The organism is Paenibacillus sp. FSL K6-4396, from assembly GCF_038002525.1.
In the GTDB taxonomy this organism is placed as follows: Bacteria; Bacillota; Bacilli; order Paenibacillales; family Paenibacillaceae; genus Paenibacillus; species Paenibacillus amylolyticus_B.
Genome location: NZ_JBBOCR010000001.1, coordinates 5,188,786 through 5,204,874 on the forward strand (window position 1 = coordinate 5,188,786; position 16,089 = coordinate 5,204,874).

Consider the following 16,089-nt stretch of genomic DNA (forward strand, 5'->3'; position numbering starts at 1 on the left):
TGCCAATTGCCAGTGGCTGCGAATACAGTTATAAAGAGAATCCAGTGGCTACTGGGGATGTGTAGAAGACTCCAACAAATATACACAACGAAAAGTACATCACCACTTGAGCGATGTACTTTTCGTTGTGTGGTGATTCTAAAAACGTGAGAGGCGACAAGGGTCTAATTCATTTCTTGATTTTCCATCAATAATTTCACTTGCAGCCAGATTCGCAATCAGCGGCGCCAGCGTAATTGCAGAATGCATTACCGTCAGATAAAGTCCATTCATGTGATCATGGAAGCCCACAATCGGATAACCGTCTTCAGGCATAGGTCTCCATCCAACCTTTATGCTCTCCAGTTCCAGTTGATTTCCGTGCTTGAGACTGCGACGCAATGTGTCGTAAGCTCGCTTACCGACCGCCTGTGGTCCGTTTTCCTCCGACTCGTCGATATAGTCTTCCGCAGCCAGCAGCGTATAATCTGTCAGTTGACGCGCTTCAAATTGCGCATTGGAGATTAATGTGTGTATCCGTTTATTAGCAGTTTTTATCCGAATCAGAATCGAAGGTGACAAAGTTACTGGCACGTGACAACCTAACGGGTTACAAAGTTCGGGTGTACCTGTTCCTGCGGCCAATACCACAATATCTGACTCCACAAAACCCCTGGATGTATGAACACCAACCAGACGGGAACCCTCTTGCTTCAGTTGTGTAACATTGGTGTCGAACTGAATCTTTGCTCCGTACTCTTGCGCTTTGCTCAACAACAGCTCCGTTACCACTATAGGGTCCACCGCACCTTCTTTGCTGACAAACATGGCTTCATCCGGATATTCCTTCAGATTGGGCTCCAATGCCTCAAGCTGCTCCCGGTTTAATTTTTGAAATTGTTGCTCCCTTAGAGGCGGAATGTCCCAAGTTAGCGCGCCATGCCAATGAATTTTCAGTTCGGACAACTCTTGCTGAAGTGTGTGATATTCTTCCACAGCTGCATCGTACAAATGCCAGTATTCAGGAGCCACTCTATGCGTCGTATGTATCCAGGCAAATGATTTTTCTGTGACTTCACGCGCCGCGGCTGAGTGCCGTTCAATAACAGTTACATCTTGATTTCGTTTGGCTAGATGATAGGCCATACACGCCCCAACAATCCCTGCACCAATAATCACAATTTTTTGTTTATTCAAAACTAACTCTCCCTTGTCACCCTATCACCCCAAGGGATCGATTTTCCGAGGTTCGGATGGGTGTGCTCCTTTTTCGTCTTCTTCGCCGTACAGCTTCTCCATATGCTGCACATGGCCGGCTCCCCAGTCGCTCATTGTCTGGAGCACAGGTTTCATGAGCTGTCCGTACTCCGTAATCGAGTATTCGACCTTAGGCGGAATTTGGGCATATACTTCTCGATGCACAATATCGTGATACTCCAGTTCTTTTAACTGCTGGGTCAGCATCTTTTTTGAAATATCCGGAATGGCTTTTTGTAATTCGCTGAACCGCATTGTACCGTTGCTCAGCAGTCGTAGAAGGATCAAAGATTTCCATTTACCCGTGAGGATATCCAAGGCCGTTCCGAATTTGCAATATACCGTCATTCTTATTCCTCACTTTCTGACCATATCCGGGTATACTTTTGGTTACCTCGTTAGGTTTAAGTGCCTACTTCCAGATTGGGCCTTCTCACTTTAGTATAGAGGCAGATATTAAAATCGAGCAAGTGAAGGGATACGAAAAGATGAATGTAACGTTATGGATCGTACAAATCATATTGGCGCTAGGTTTTGTATATTCAGGATGGATGAAAACCATTCGTATCGAGTCGTCAAAAAAGACCTGGGCCTGGGTCAATAATGTGCCAAAAAGTCTAGTTATTTTGATCGGAATCGCGGAGCTACTAGGAGCGCTTGGCCTTGTTTTTCCTTGGGCGCTGAACATCACTCCGGTGCTTACGCCCATCGCCGCAATCGCTTTGGCTACGGTCACCCTGTTCGGGATGCTGTTTCATGTTTGGCGTAAAGAGTACCGGGAGCTAGGCGTGAATATCTTTTTTATAGTTCTTGCGTTGATCGTGGCTTTTAAAAGACTATAAGGAAACGGTGAAGTACAAATCCAAAAAAAACTCAAAAGTGGATGGACAGGTGATGAGAGTGAGGATTCCGTTTTTGAAGGTCTTATCTGGGATAACCTCCCTGCTGTCCAGAATAATCACGTTTATCGTGAGGAAAGCCGTGGCTTCGTGTTTAGTGACCTGATTTCGTTGCAAGCCCAACTTAAATTTGTCGTAGACAGCCTAACCCAAACAGAGTGAAATGGAGTAGACCACGGTATGTACGAGGCAAGGAGCAATCCTCGTCTTTTTATGTTTTTGCATAGTCCTTATCTTTCATTAAAAGAGAGTTTGAAAACAAAAACGCGACTTATATATAACATTGCCACATTTGAAAAAGCCTGGACAGAATACACACCTATTTACCGACGAAGCCTGCGATCTGTTCCAATAGTGTTATGCTATCGTAGTTGTGCACACAAATAAACAGGGACCTCTCACCATGTTGGCAAGGGTCCCTGTCTTTAAACTTGTTATATAGCCCATTTTCCGTTACGTGATGGTAAGCCCACCGCTTGCATAACCGGCCACGGTTGTAGCCACATCAATTCCGGCTGTTACGGATGCTGAGAAGACCATCAGCAGGCGGTCACCTGCCGATACCGGAATACTCAGTCCCGTAGTTAACCCGCTGGATATTGTCCCCAGTGCCAAAACCCCGGTAAGTGCAGGAGCCAAAGTTACCAATGCACCCGGTACAGCTGTAAAGGAGTTATTAGGTGTAGTGGAACGGAATAATTGTGCAGTTATCGTTACTGTAGATCCAACCAAACTAAGTCCGGCAGTCGTACTGAAATAAGCGGCTAGTGAAGTAATCGTTCCTGAACGTGATGCCGAGAAAGCAAAGTTAAGCAAGGTACCCGCAGCGCCAGTGAGATCAATAATTCCTCCGGTAACACTTACTCCTGTAGCATTGTTACCAAAACCAACTAAACTGGAAGTATTCAAAAGTCCACCCAATACCGTAGTCAACGCAACCGGAAGTCCTGATGCATACGGAATAATTGCTCCAGAACCTGTCGCACCCGTAGCCCCGGTTGTACCTGCTGTACCTGTGGCTCCCGTTGCTCCTGTTACACCTGCTGTGCCCGTTGCTCCCGTTGCTCCGGTTGTACCTGCTGTGCCTGTCGCTCCGGTTACTCCGGTTGCCCCGGTTGTACCCGCTGTGCCTGTGGCTCCAGTTGCCCCTGTCACACCTGCTGTACCCGTTACTCCGGTTGTACCGGTTGTACCTGCTGCGCCTGTCGCTCCAGTTGCCCCTGTCACACCTGCTGTGCCCGTTGCTCCCGTTACTCCTGTTGTACCTGCTGCGCCTGTCGCTCCCGTTACTCCGGTTGTACCCGCTGTGCCTGTGGCTCCAGTTACTCCGGTTGCCCCGGTTGTACCCGCTGCGCCTGTGGCTCCAGTTACTCCGGTTGTACCTGCTGTGCCTGTCGCTCCCGTTACTCCGGTTGTACCTGCTGCTCCTGTAGCTCCGGTTACACCTGCCGTGCCTGTCGCTCCAGTTGCCCCGCTGCCTGTCGCTCCCATTGCTCCGGTTGCCCCCGTTGTGCCTGCTGCTCCTGTAGCTCCGGTTACACCTGCCGTGCCTGTCGCTCCAGTTGCCCCGCTGCCTGTCGCTCCCGTTGCTCCGGTTGCCCCGCTGCCTGTCGCTCCCGTTGCTCCGGTTGCCCCCGTTGTGCCTGCTGCTCCTGTAGCTCCGGTTACACCTGCCGTGCCTGTCGCTCCAGTTGCCCCACTGCCTGTCGCTCCCGTTGCTCCGGTTGCCCCCGTTGTGCCTGCTGCTCCTGTAGCTCCGGTTGCACCTGTGGCTCCCGTGATACCTGGGATTTCACCCAGCAATTCGGAAGAAACCAAACGATGGGCTGTTACCAATGAGCCTGTACTGCTCTTACCCCATACAGATACTTGAATAGGATCATTAACCATGGTTGTTGTTGTAAAAGTAAACTCGAAGGCGTCCAGATTCGCAAAATAATTGTTGGTTATTACTTGATTCGGTGCGATGTCAAAAGACTCACTGACATACAAAACCCTCAAGCCACCGCTCATATAATACCCTTGTATCTGTACGGTTGATACTGTCACATCACTACGATTAGCTATTCTTACTGTAACTGTTTGAGTCGGTCTTACACCACCAACCGCATTATTTTCTATCGGCCCTGTTGATAAAAAGCTCATCGCTACATCTCCTCTTTTGGGGATTTCTGATCTCCTAGATGTCATTAACTGTTTTTTCGTGCTCCACCACCCGGTGTGCATCTACCAATTGCCCGGACGATTGCTTGCCCCACACTGAAATTCCCACTTCGTCCACACTTTCTGGTGCTGTTACAAAAACAAACTCGAAAGCATCTAAATTCGCAAAATAATTTCGGGTCACTGCTTCATTAGGGGCAATACTGATCACTTCACTCACATATAGCGTTCTTGTTGTGCTGAGCACATAACCCTGAATGGACACGGTTACCGAGTCCACCTCAGCCCGACTTACCAATCTAATCGTTACCTGTTGGGTCGGTCTAACCCCGGAAACCGGATTGTTTTCAATCGGCCCAGTTGACAAAATAGCCATTTTCCCATCCCACCTTTATGAACCTCTGACTCTAGCAGTATTTGGCATAAGCTCACTCGATAGTAATATTCAAACACTCAATCAACGGTGTGGACAAAACACAGGGGGCAATCCACCATTGTCACTTAACAACCTATTACGCACAGGGCTTTAGCTATATAAAAACTGGGATATGTACAGCAAAGAGAAAAATATGCAATATCAAAGTTGGTCAGCAAGTAAGAGTAGATTTTGTTATGTAACCAGGATCGATTCCAGAAAAAAACGAAATGACCGTTCCCCCGGTAGATTCCAGGGAAACGGTCGCAGCTTAAGACGTCTTTTTCTCGTATCTAATTGTTGGCCGGGTAAAACTATGCTTGAAAGTGCAGTTTTATAGAATACGAGAGAGTATTTTACCATTAAGCCCAATGTTAAACACATAGAATAATAATGGTCTCTTCATCCTTTACTAAAAATAGAAAAAGATTGTATTATCTTAAAATTGTGATATGATATCGTCAAGTTAATAAACATTTAAAAGAAAATATGAAAAATAATTACATTTAAATGTGACCAAACCTCTTTCTTCGCCAAATTTCAGTGTTCTAACTCATTTTATTGAAAGCGATTACAAAAAGAAACCTGACAGATTATAGCTTTTCTAAACGCACCCACAGATGCAGGCTTACTACGGGTTATAGCCACTCCCCTTGCTGCCGTTACTACGTACCCGGTACACAGGTTGTCTGGCTTAAACCATATATGACAACATGAAGACTTATCCTAACAGCCAATCTAACCATTATTTCAAGAAGGGGGTGACATGAGGAAAATCTTTTCGTTTTTTCGGCATTTCATCATCTCAGCTATCCTGAATTTTAGCTCACCAACTAATCCAATCTCATGGAGGCGAAACGTATGATTCGTAAACCGCTAGTTTTGTTGTTGTCGTGTCTGTTAATCTTTGTCACCCTGCCCGTGGAATCAAGCCATGCAGCCAATGCAGCCGTTGCCAAACTTCCTGGAAACTCTAATCCCCTCATCGATCATAAACTGGGAGCCGATCCTTATGTGCTCGTCCATAACAATCGGGTCTATGTCTACATGACAGGTGATGCCTATCTGTACAACAGTGACGGCTCTGTCCGAGAGAACCAGTACAGCACGATCGGGAAAATTAACGTCATCTCCTCAGCTGACATGGTGAACTGGACAGACCATGGTTCCATCCCGGTAGCGGGTGCGAATAATGCCAATAATGGACAAGGAATTGCCAAATGGGCTACTCAGTCCTGGGCTCCTGCCATGGCGAAGAAAACCATTGCTGGCAAAGAAAAGTTTTTCCTGTATTTTGCCAACTCGGGCGGAGGTATCGGGGTACTCACGGCTGATTCTCCCATTGGACCGTGGTCAGACCCAATCGGACGTGCCCTCCTGACTCACGGTACACCGGGTATGTCCGGAGTAACCTGGCTCTTTGATCCGGCTGTACTTGTCGATGATGATGGCTCTGCTTACTTGTATGCTGGAGGCGGCATTCCGAACGATACCAACGCTGCTTCCATTGCCAATCCCAAAACAGCTCGAGTCATTCGTCTCGGTGCCGACATGACCAGCGTGGTGGGCAGCGCGGTTACTATTGATTCTCCTTATATGTTCGAAGATTCTGGCATCCACAAGTATAACGGCAAATATTACTACTCCTACTGCATCAACTTCGCGGGAACACATCCCACGGCATATCCGAAAGGTGAGATCGGATACATGGTTAGCGACAGCCCAATGGGGCCTTTCACGTATAAAGGACACTTTCTGAAAAATCCCGGCACGTTCTTCGGGGTAGGCGGCAATAACCACCATGCCGTGTTCCAGTTCAACAACGAATGGTATGTGGCGTACCATGCACAAACGGTAAGTAAAGCATTCCTTGGGGATGGCAAAGGGTACCGTTCCACCCACATTAACAAGCTGACCCACAACGCGGATGGCTCCATCCAGGAAGTGCAGGGTAACATGACTGGTGTATCCCAAACGACCAACCTCAACCCGTATGTCCGGGTGGAAGCGGAAACCATTGGCTGGCAAGCAGGCATTAACACCGAGCCGAGTCAAGCGAGCGGTGGACCTGTAGCCAATCAGAATGTTACTAATATTCATAATGGAGATTGGATCGCGGTCGGCAATGTTGATTTTGGCTCAGCTGGAGCCTCCAAGTTCAAGGCTAATGTCGCTTCTACCGGAAATGGCAACATCGAGGTACGACTGGACAGTCCGACAGGTCCTCTGGCTGGAACACTTAATGTAAGCTCAACCGGCGGTTCGCAAACGTGGCGCGAGATGGAGACCAATGTAACCAACGCTACGGGCGTACATCGTTTGTATCTGGTGTTTACAGGCTCAGGTAATGGAAACCTGTTCAAACTGGATTACTGGCAGTTTACATCCGGTTCGGGCGGCAACCCCAACCCCAATCCTAACCCATCCGTTACTCGCATCGAAACGGAAAGCATGACACTTGGCGGTCAATATGCCGGTGTGATCAGCTCCCCTTTTAATGGAGTAGCGCTCTACGCCAACAATGATTATGCAGCATACAATCAATATTATGCTTTCCCAACCCATCATTTCTCTGTCCGCGGTGCTTCCAACAACAATGAGACGGCCCGTGTCGATCTTGTCATCGGGGGTGTAACGGCGGGTTCATTCTACTTTACCGGTACACAACCGACCGTACAGACCCTGTCGAACATCACACATGCTACAGGCAATCAGGAAGTCAAGCTGGTCGTAACAACGGATAATGGTACGTGGGATGCTTATATTGATTATCTTGAACACTCGCAATAACACAAAGGTCAAGATAGACTTGGGAGGACAAGTTATGTGGAAAAAAATCTGTACGCTTCTGCTCTCAATTCCGTTACTCCTGGCATCGCTGTCAACGACAAGTCCTACCGCTTCCGCATCAACGTTCAGCAATCCTGTCATTTATGCGGATGTTCCTGACAGTGATGTCATCCGGGTGGGCAATGCCTTCTATATGACCAGCACAACGATGCATATGAATCCGGGTGTACCTGTGATGAAGTCTTATGATCTGGTCAACTGGAGCATCGTAAACTATGTGTATGATACGCTTGGAAACGGGGATATACAAAATCTGAACAACGGACAAAACGAGTATGGGCGTGGTTCATGGGCGAGCAGCTTGCGGTACAACAACGGTATATATTATGTGGCCTTTGGCTCGCTTTCCACGGGCAAGACATATATTTACCAAACCAGCAATATTGAAACAGGGCCATGGACACCTTACACATTGAACAGTTATTATCATGACCCCTCCCTTATGTTTGACGGGAATCGAACCTTTCTTGTTCATGGCAGTGATAACATCAGTATCGTTGAGCTGACACCTGATGCCAAGGCCGTCAAGTCCGGCGGGCTGAGTCAGGTTCTGATTCCAAACGCAAGCAGCATAGCTGGCTCTAACATGATCGTAAAGGCAGAAGGAGCACACATTCAGAAGATCAATGGCATGTACTATGTATTCCTGATTGCCTGGCCTTCAGGTGATGGCCGCATTCAGCTTGCCTATCGTGCAAACACTTTGACAGGGCCATACACAGGTAAAGTTGTACTACGAGACTCGGGCATTGCCCAAGGAGGTATCGTGGATACCGCATCCGGTGCATGGTACGGCTTGCTGTTCAGAGATAGCGGGGCTGTTGGACGCATTCCCTATCTCGTGCCGGTGACATGGTCCGATAACTGGCCTGTGTTTGGGGTGAACGGCAAGGTTCCCCTGAACATGAATATGCCCGTTGAAGGTCAGCCTGCTGCCAAAATCTACGGGTCCGATGAGTTCAACTCAACCACATCAGGCACACCCTCAGTAACGCAACTGTTAGTGAACGGCGGCTTTGAGGAGAGCAGCATTCAGCCCTGGACCAGCAACAATACGGCGAACATCACCGTAACAAATGCCGAAGCTTTTGGCGGTTCCAAAAGCCTGCTCGTCAGCGGCAGACAGCAGACAGCAGGCGGTGCCAAACAGATGATTACAGGCAAGCTGGTACCGGGAGAAACGTACTCTTTTTCGGCTAAGATCAAATACACGACTGGTCCTGCAACCAAAACGTTCAATCTTAGCATCCAGAATGGTGCAAGTTATACCGGAATTACCATTATGGGCAGTGCGACGCTTACCCGCGGACAGTGGGGTACCATTCAAGGTACGTATACCGTTCCGTCGAATGCAGACCTATCCCAAAGCTTTATTTTTGTGGAAACACCGTATAACTCGAATCCGGACCCTACCAATGATCTGATGGCGTTTTATGTGGATGACGTCTCACTGACGAGCAATTCATCTACCGGCACATCCAGTCTGGCTCCATACTGGCAGTGGAATCATAACCCTGATACTGCCAACTGGTCCCTGCTCCAGCGGCCCGGTTTTATGCGGTTAACTGCAGGCAAAATCAGCAAAAACCTGTTAGAAGCCCGCAACACGCTGACACAACGAACCTTTGGTCCAAAAAGTACGGGGATGACCGCTTTGGATACAGCAGGCATGAAGGATGGTGATTATGCTGGACTCGCTGCTTTTCAGGCCAAATATGGTTTTGTCGGCGTAAAAATGACGGGCAGCACCAAATCCATCGTTATGGCTAATGCCAGTTCCGGCACCATGACTGAAGTAGCAACTGTGCCATTAAACCAGAACAGAATCTATCTCCGCGTCATCTGTGATTTTACGAACCAAACCGACAAAGCCTACTTTGCTTATAGCCTGAATGGCAGCAACTGGACAACCATTGGCAATACACTTCAAATGTCTTACACCCTGCCACACTTTATGGGATACCGGTTTGCACTATTCAATTATGCAACGAAGTCTACCGGAGGATATGCAGATTTTGATTATTTTCGCGTAGAATAAATGTGGTTTTATTGGGTTATTAATTTTTCGGTTATTAATCAGGACCTGGACTTCACCATGTGTGGAGCCAGGTCCTTTTCAGTACATTTCTTATGAAGAGTTTCAGCTTTTAACTTTTAAAAATCCCGGAACTGTTTTATATAACGCATGTATTCTTCAGCACTTCGGTTAATCTCTTCATCCGTAGCCTGGAACGAGGCACCGTAGACTGCATAATGAGGCAGCGCCTGAACCCCTATATGATTCATGCTTGCTACGAAAGGTGCAACAAGTTCCTCTACGCTGTAACCGATAGAACCATCTTTCGCATAGTTCTCCTGCTTATCCCCTATGGACATCGCCAGTCCCATCCGCTTTCCCTTCAATCGATTTCCTTTCGATCCGTACGCCCATCCATGAGTGAACACGTCATCAAACCATTTTTTCAACAGCGGTGGATAACTGTACCAATATAACGGGAACTGCAACATGATATGATCATGCGTCTCCAGCAACTCTTGTTCTCGGGAGACATCAATCTTCCAATCGGGGTAGGTCGTATATAATTCGTGAAGAGCAATATTATCTGTATACTGCAGCAACTCCTCCTTCCAGCGACGATTGACTCTCGAACTTTCCATATCGGGATGTGCCAGAATAACAAGTGTTTTCATCATAAGTTCCTTTCTTCCCATCCAGGGTGTTGGTTTCTATATTTGGATATGGACCATTATCGATCACATCCAGTCAAAAGAAAATACACACAATGAAGTAAGATGCTTACCTCAAAGTGTGTATGGACTTTCGTGTCAGAACCATGAGAAAATAAATAGTTACACCCTATATAACACGTAAAATTTAACTTGAGGTGAATCAGGATATGAAACAATACAATCTGGGCATTGAAGCGACGCTCGAAATTATAGGTGGCAAGTGGAAAGCCTTGATCATCTGTTTATTGATGTCCGGAGTCAAGAGAACAGGCGAATTAGAGCGCAGCATCCCGGGTATTTCGCAAAAAGTGTTAATTCAACAATTACGCGAGCTGGAACGGGACGGCCTTGTCACCAGACATGTCTACCAGCAGATGCCTCCCAAAGTGGAATACGGACTTACAGAGTATGGCGTTACCGCCAATACCATCATTGATGTCATGTGTACTTGGGGAAGGGACAATATTGCTCTCAGACAGCAGCGGGGCGAAGATGTTGTATTGTTGGAGAACAACCAGCCCGAGTCTTGATTTCACAGTTGCACATCCTCCATACATTAAGTAGGACATATGTCTCTTTTTCCACGAAAACGTTTAAAAAACCTTTATATTCCAGACCAAATGATCGATATACAAAATGGGACACCTGAATATCCCGTGTTGAGCATTGGATTCACATCTCACAAATGCAACATGGGAGAACAGAATGATACATACGGTAGCGAGTAAGGGAAAAAGATAAGCTCTATCTGGTGAGATGGAAAGGGCAAACAAAGGAGAAGGAGAGTCATATGAAGGTACGAACGAGTCAAAGAGGAAAAACACGCAACATCTACATGAACTTGCTGTTATCAGTTCTGTTGTTGATTAGCAGCATCCCGCTGTGGCCGGTCTCAAAAGTGAACGCCGCAGATGAGGAACATCATCTGTTATCCCTGAACCGGCCTGTGTACAGCTCCTCATCTCTGGGGGGCAATACGGCAGACCATGTGGTTGACGGCAACAAAAACACCCGCTGGGAAAGTATATGGCAGCAAGATCCGCAGTGGATCTATGTTGACTTAGGCGCGGTGGCCTCCATCTCGGGCATCTCCATCCAGTGGGAAAATGCGTATGCTTCCAGCTTTGAACTGGAAGTATCCAACGACGAGGTCAACTGGCAGTCTGTTTACTCGACAATGAAGGGGCAAGGCGGCCTGAGCGAAATTGAGGTCACAGCGGAGGCACGATATGTGCGCTTGTTCAGTCATCAAAGAGCACAGCCAGCCTATGGCATCTCTGTATACGAATTCAATGTATACGGGACGGGCGGAGCAAATCCACCTCCCAAACCAGCAGCCATGAACCTTGCACTCGGACAACCGGTTACCGCGTCTTCGGAAGAAATTGATGAGCCCAGCCGTTCAGCCGAGGATAAAGCCAAAATGGAAAAAGGGAATTACGAAGCCCGGAATGTAACGGATGGCAATCCGGATACACGCTGGTCTTCCATCTACAAGGATCAGGAATGGATTGTTGTAGACCTTGGACTGATCCGGGAAATCGGGAACGTATCCTTGCAATGGGAAAACGCTTTCGGACGTGCATATGATATTCAAGTATCCAATGATGCACAGCAATGGACTACATTGTACCGGGAACTGCACAGCAACGGTGGACGGGATGAAATTCCGGTATACGCTGAAGCACGGTATGTGAAATTGGCCGGACTTGGCAGAGGAACAACCAACGGATACTCCCTGTACGCCTTAGATGTCTACGAGTATATCGAAGGTGATGCCAAACCTGCGCATACCATTCCGAATATCCCTGAACCGTCCTCGGTACAGGTGGGTTCCGGCAGTTACGCTGTAAATGACATCACGATGCTGCAGCCGAAAAATCCGAAAAATCGTACGACTGATATTACGGCGCCTCTCCCTTCCAATGACTGGTGGCAGTCTATTCTTGTATCCGATCTGGGGGATGGCAACAGTCTGGTCACACTCCCGCTCAAAAGCAGATATACCAAACAAGGACTTCAATTTCTGAATCCCGGAGCTGGTTACGTTTCGGCTGATGGCGGTTCTATGGACGCTGACGGGGAACCGGATCTGATCATGACCACCAGCAATATGAATCCGGCGGAGGTCAATACCAAGGTGGCGGGATACGGGGATTATTCTGCAACGATCATCATGAGCGATGATGACACGGCCAAAATGAACACCACGTTTGTGAAGGGTTCCCCTTTCCTGTACAACACCTTCGATAACCCGGATACCATTATTGTTCGTTCGCCCAACATCACACGTCTCTTCGATGATCAGAACCGTGAAATTGTTCTGAAGGATGGAGAATCGCTGACGGCCGATCATATCGGCGTTGAAATAACCAATCAGGACAGAGCGCCCAAGCCTCAGACCTTTACAAGAAATTACGGGATCTTTGCACCTGAAGGAACCGTATTTATGAAACTTGGCAATACGCTCAAGATCAAGCTGGGCCAGAGCGAAAACTATCTGTCACTGGCTACCCTGCCGTCCGCGGCAGAGCTGCCTTATTATTACCAGCATGCCTACGCCTTTGTTACCGATACACAAGTGGACTACAATTATAACGAGAGCACTTCACTGGTAACGACTACCTTCAATTCGGTAACCCAGACGAAGCGGGCAGGCTTTTCCTCCGAGACACTCATGGCCTTGTTCCCGCACCAATGGAAACTGGCGACTACTCCGATAACGGAGCTTGTTTACCCTTCCATTCGCGGCATGATGAAATTAAGTGAAGGCAATACGTTTACGACACAGGATCGATTCTATGGCATTATCCCGCAATTTGTGGAGCCGGATGATCCAACCTATTCGCGTGCACAATTAATCAGCTATCTGGATCAGCTTGACGCGGATACGGCAGGCAATCTGATGAGCGAGGATCCTTACTGGCAAGGGAAAAAACTTCATCCGCTTGCGCTGGGTGTACTCATCAGCGACCAGATCGGAGATACGGTACGACGAGACCACTATCTGTCCCTGCTTCGAAACATTTTGACAGATTGGTATACCTATTCGCCGGATGAACCTTTGCACTCGTATTATTTTTATTATTCGGATGAATGGGGAAGCATTTTCCCTTACGGTAGTGGATTTGGTGTTAATACCGGATTGACAGATCATCATTTTACCTACGGCTATTATGTTTTTGCATCGGCTGTGCTGGCCACATATGACCAGACATTCTTGCAAGATTACGGCGACATGGTTGACCTTCTGATTCGGGACTACGCCAATCCTTCACGGACAGATGATCAGTTTCCAAGGCTTCGCAATTTTGATGCGTACGCAGGCCACTCCTGGGCAGGTGGTTACGCCGATAATCGCAGCGGGAATAACCAGGAGGCCGCAGGTGAAGCCCTCTTTAGTTGGGTCGGCCAATATATGTGGGGTGAGGTGACAGGCAACAAAGCCTATCGCGACACCGGGATCTGGGGCTTCGTGACCGAAGAGAAGGCTGCCGAGCAATACTGGTTTAACTATGACGGGGATAACTGGCTGGAGGATTACCCACATGCTACGGTAGGTCATGTCTACGGCAGCGCCTACCTGTATGGAACGTACTTCTCGAATGAGGCCGAGCACATTTACGGTATTCACTGGCTGCCACCAGCGGAATGGATGACCTATTATGGACGTGATCCGCAGAATACTAAGGCTCTCTACAATGGTCTCATCAAGGATCTGGGCGGTCAGCAGGAACGCACATGGCAGCATATTATTTGGCCGTTCCAGTCCATTGGAGACCCGCAAGGTGCTCTAGCCAAATGGAATACGAGCGAGATGCAGCAAAATGAAGTCTTTAACGCGTACTGGTTCATGCACAGCATGGCTTCTACGGGAACACGCACGATGGATATATGGGCAGATGATCCGGCAGCAACCGTGTATGAAAAAGACGGCGTCTATACAGCGCAAATCTGGAATCCGTCCGACACTGTCAAAACAGTGCATTTCTACAATGCCAATGGCGCTTTGGGTTCGGCTACCGTTTATGCCAAAGCGCAAGTAAAGGTTAACCCGCTGGAACATTCCGTTGTTCAACAGCCGGATGCCTCTCAGGGTGTAGTCTATCTCGATCGGAGCCAATGGACCATTACGGCGTCCTCCAGTTCGGAGCCGGTAGAGCGCATGGTCGACGGTGATCTGACTACACGCTGGTCATCCGGACAGCTTCAGAAGCCCGGCGATTGGCTGCATATTGATCTGGGAAGCGAACAGTCTATGGATACGGTATTCATGAACTCCGGCAACAACGGCGGTGATTATGCTCACGGGTACGAAATCTACGTATCCAAAGATAACGAGAACTGGGGCCAGCCTATCGCAGAGAGCGCTGGAACATCTCCAAGTTTGTCCGTGGAATTAGGCATGCAAACCGCCCGTTATGTCAAGATTGTATTGACTTCCTCTGCGGACAGCTGGTGGTCGATCTCTGAACTCAAGCTTGCCCGTTTTGGCAAACTTGAAGCAACACCGGAGTTCCCACAGCCCATACCGCTTCCAGATCGCTCTTCATGGATCGTAACCGCCTCCTCTACTCAAGGAGCCGATGTGACAGCCAATATGCTGGATGGAAGTTCAGATACCCTATGGACAAATGGGAGGAAACAAATCGAAGGACAATGGATTACCATTGACCTCGGCCAAAAGAGTTCTTTCGATGCCATAGAATTGGACCCGGGTCATGCGAAAGAAGACTATCCGAGACAGTATCGGATTTATGTCTCGGATGACGGTGAACACTGGGGCACGTCCATTGCAGGCGGCGAAGGCACGCCTGGACGCACGTCCATCACCTTCCCTGAACAGCAGGCACGTTATGTTAAGGTAGTGCAGACCGGGGATTCCGATCAATGGTGGTCGATCTCCGAGTTGTTTATTCATCATAATGGAACGGGCAAACAAAAACTTTTGCTGCCAGACGGCTGGTCCGTGATCACTTCCACTGGAGACGATGCATCGGCTATAGTCGACGGCTCGGACCAAACACGCTGGACCTCCGGTCAGACTCAAACAGGCGGCGAATGGATTCAACTTGATCTGGGAACCTCGCAGTCAGTGAATCGGATTGTGCTGGACAGCGCGCACAGCCGGGAAGACTTTGCTCGCGGTTATGAAGTATATACCTCCCTGGATGGAGAGCATTGGGGAGATGCCCTGGCTTCGGGTGAAGGATCAGATTCGATGGTTTCTATCCCCTTTGCAACGCAAGAGGCACGTTATATTAAGGTCGTACAGACGGGTACTGCTTCTCATTGGTGGTCCGTGGCTGAATTCGAGGTCTATACCGCTGATCAGACACCATGGATATCCGGGGAACAGGATCATCTGCTACCTGCTGAACTGGATCGAACATCATGGACAGCGACTGCCTCCACCTCTGAAGATGTTGCGGCGATGCTAGACGACGATCTGAACTCACGCTGGACCTCTTCATCTGGTCAACATGCCGATCAATGGGTTCAGATTGATCTGGGAAGCAAGCAGAGCTTCAGTCGCTTGACCATGGATTCGGGCAGCAGCAGTAACGATTATGCTCGCAGTTTCCAGTTCTTCACTTCTGATGATGGCGAGCACTGGAATGGGGTTACGGAAGTCCTGGGAACAGGACCCGCCATTTCACATACGTTCTCCAAACAAACGGCGCGATACATCAAAATGGTTTTGACCGCGGACACTCCCGAGTGGTGGTGGTCCATTGCCGAGTTAAAACTTTACCATTAATGTCATCATGATCTGTTCAACCACCTCTCTCCCGT

General features: G+C 48.4%; 10 protein-coding genes. 5 read left to right on the plus strand and 5 right to left on the minus strand.

From position 1 onward, the window contains the following. Positions 1–138 precede the first annotated feature (138 nt). The gene (locus MHB85_RS22810) at positions 139–1,176 is read right to left on the minus strand and encodes an NAD(P)/FAD-dependent oxidoreductase (protein WP_105599829.1); all 1,038 of its coding nucleotides are present in this window, start codon (positions 1,174–1,176) and stop codon (positions 139–141) included. A gap of 24 nt (positions 1,177–1,200) precedes the next feature. After that, positions 1,201–1,584: a winged helix-turn-helix transcriptional regulator gene (locus tag MHB85_RS22815; protein ID WP_105599832.1), complete on the minus strand. Its 384-nt coding sequence runs from the start codon at positions 1,582–1,584 to the stop codon at positions 1,201–1,203. Between the two features lie 140 nt (positions 1,585–1,724). Here MHB85_RS22815 and MHB85_RS22820 point away from each other — a divergent pair, with 140 nt between their 5' ends. Then, positions 1,725–2,078: a DoxX family protein gene (locus tag MHB85_RS22820; RefSeq protein ID WP_105600022.1), complete on the plus strand. Its 354-nt coding sequence runs from the start codon at positions 1,725–1,727 to the stop codon at positions 2,076–2,078. Positions 2,079–2,588: 510 nt separating this feature from the next. On the opposite strand, the gene MHB85_RS22825 is transcribed toward MHB85_RS22820, so the two are convergent. After that, positions 2,589–4,280: an exosporium glycoprotein BclB-related protein gene (locus MHB85_RS22825; RefSeq protein ID WP_341073740.1), complete on the minus strand. Its 1,692-nt coding sequence runs from the start codon at positions 4,278–4,280 to the stop codon at positions 2,589–2,591. Positions 4,281–4,314: 34 nt separating this feature from the next. After that, a complete protein-coding gene (locus MHB85_RS22830) occupies positions 4,315–4,674 on the minus strand; it encodes a hypothetical protein (protein ID WP_341073741.1) in 360 nt (119 codons plus the stop codon). Positions 4,675–5,574: 900 nt separating this feature from the next. Between MHB85_RS22830 and MHB85_RS22835 the strand changes: the two genes are divergently transcribed. Both MHB85_RS22835 and MHB85_RS22840 read left to right on the plus strand, forming a co-directional pair. Further along, positions 5,575–7,503, plus strand: coding sequence for a carbohydrate-binding protein (locus MHB85_RS22835; protein WP_105599835.1), 1,929 nt, complete (start codon positions 5,575–5,577; stop codon positions 7,501–7,503). 34 nt (positions 7,504–7,537) lie between these two features. After that, entirely contained in the window at positions 7,538–9,601 is a 2,064-nt protein-coding gene (locus MHB85_RS22840) for a beta-xylosidase family glycoside hydrolase (protein WP_192133551.1), read from the plus strand. A 116-nt stretch (positions 9,602–9,717) separates the two neighbouring features. Here the strand turns inward: MHB85_RS22840 and MHB85_RS22845 are convergent, their stop codons facing one another. Next, complete coding sequence (locus tag MHB85_RS22845; RefSeq protein WP_192133672.1) at positions 9,718–10,254, minus strand: NAD(P)H-dependent oxidoreductase; 537 nt, start codon at positions 10,252–10,254, stop codon at positions 9,718–9,720. Between the two features lie 206 nt (positions 10,255–10,460). On the opposite strand from MHB85_RS22845, the gene MHB85_RS22850 reads away from it, so the two are divergent. Both MHB85_RS22850 and MHB85_RS22855 read left to right on the plus strand, forming a co-directional pair. Further along, positions 10,461–10,823, plus strand: coding sequence for a winged helix-turn-helix transcriptional regulator (locus tag MHB85_RS22850; protein WP_192133549.1), 363 nt, complete (start codon positions 10,461–10,463; stop codon positions 10,821–10,823). Between the two features lie 260 nt (positions 10,824–11,083). Continuing rightward, positions 11,084–16,054 (plus strand): discoidin domain-containing protein, encoded by a 4,971-nt coding sequence (locus tag MHB85_RS22855; RefSeq protein ID WP_341073743.1) that lies wholly within the window; start codon positions 11,084–11,086, stop codon positions 16,052–16,054. Positions 16,055–16,089: the final 35 nt, after the last annotated feature.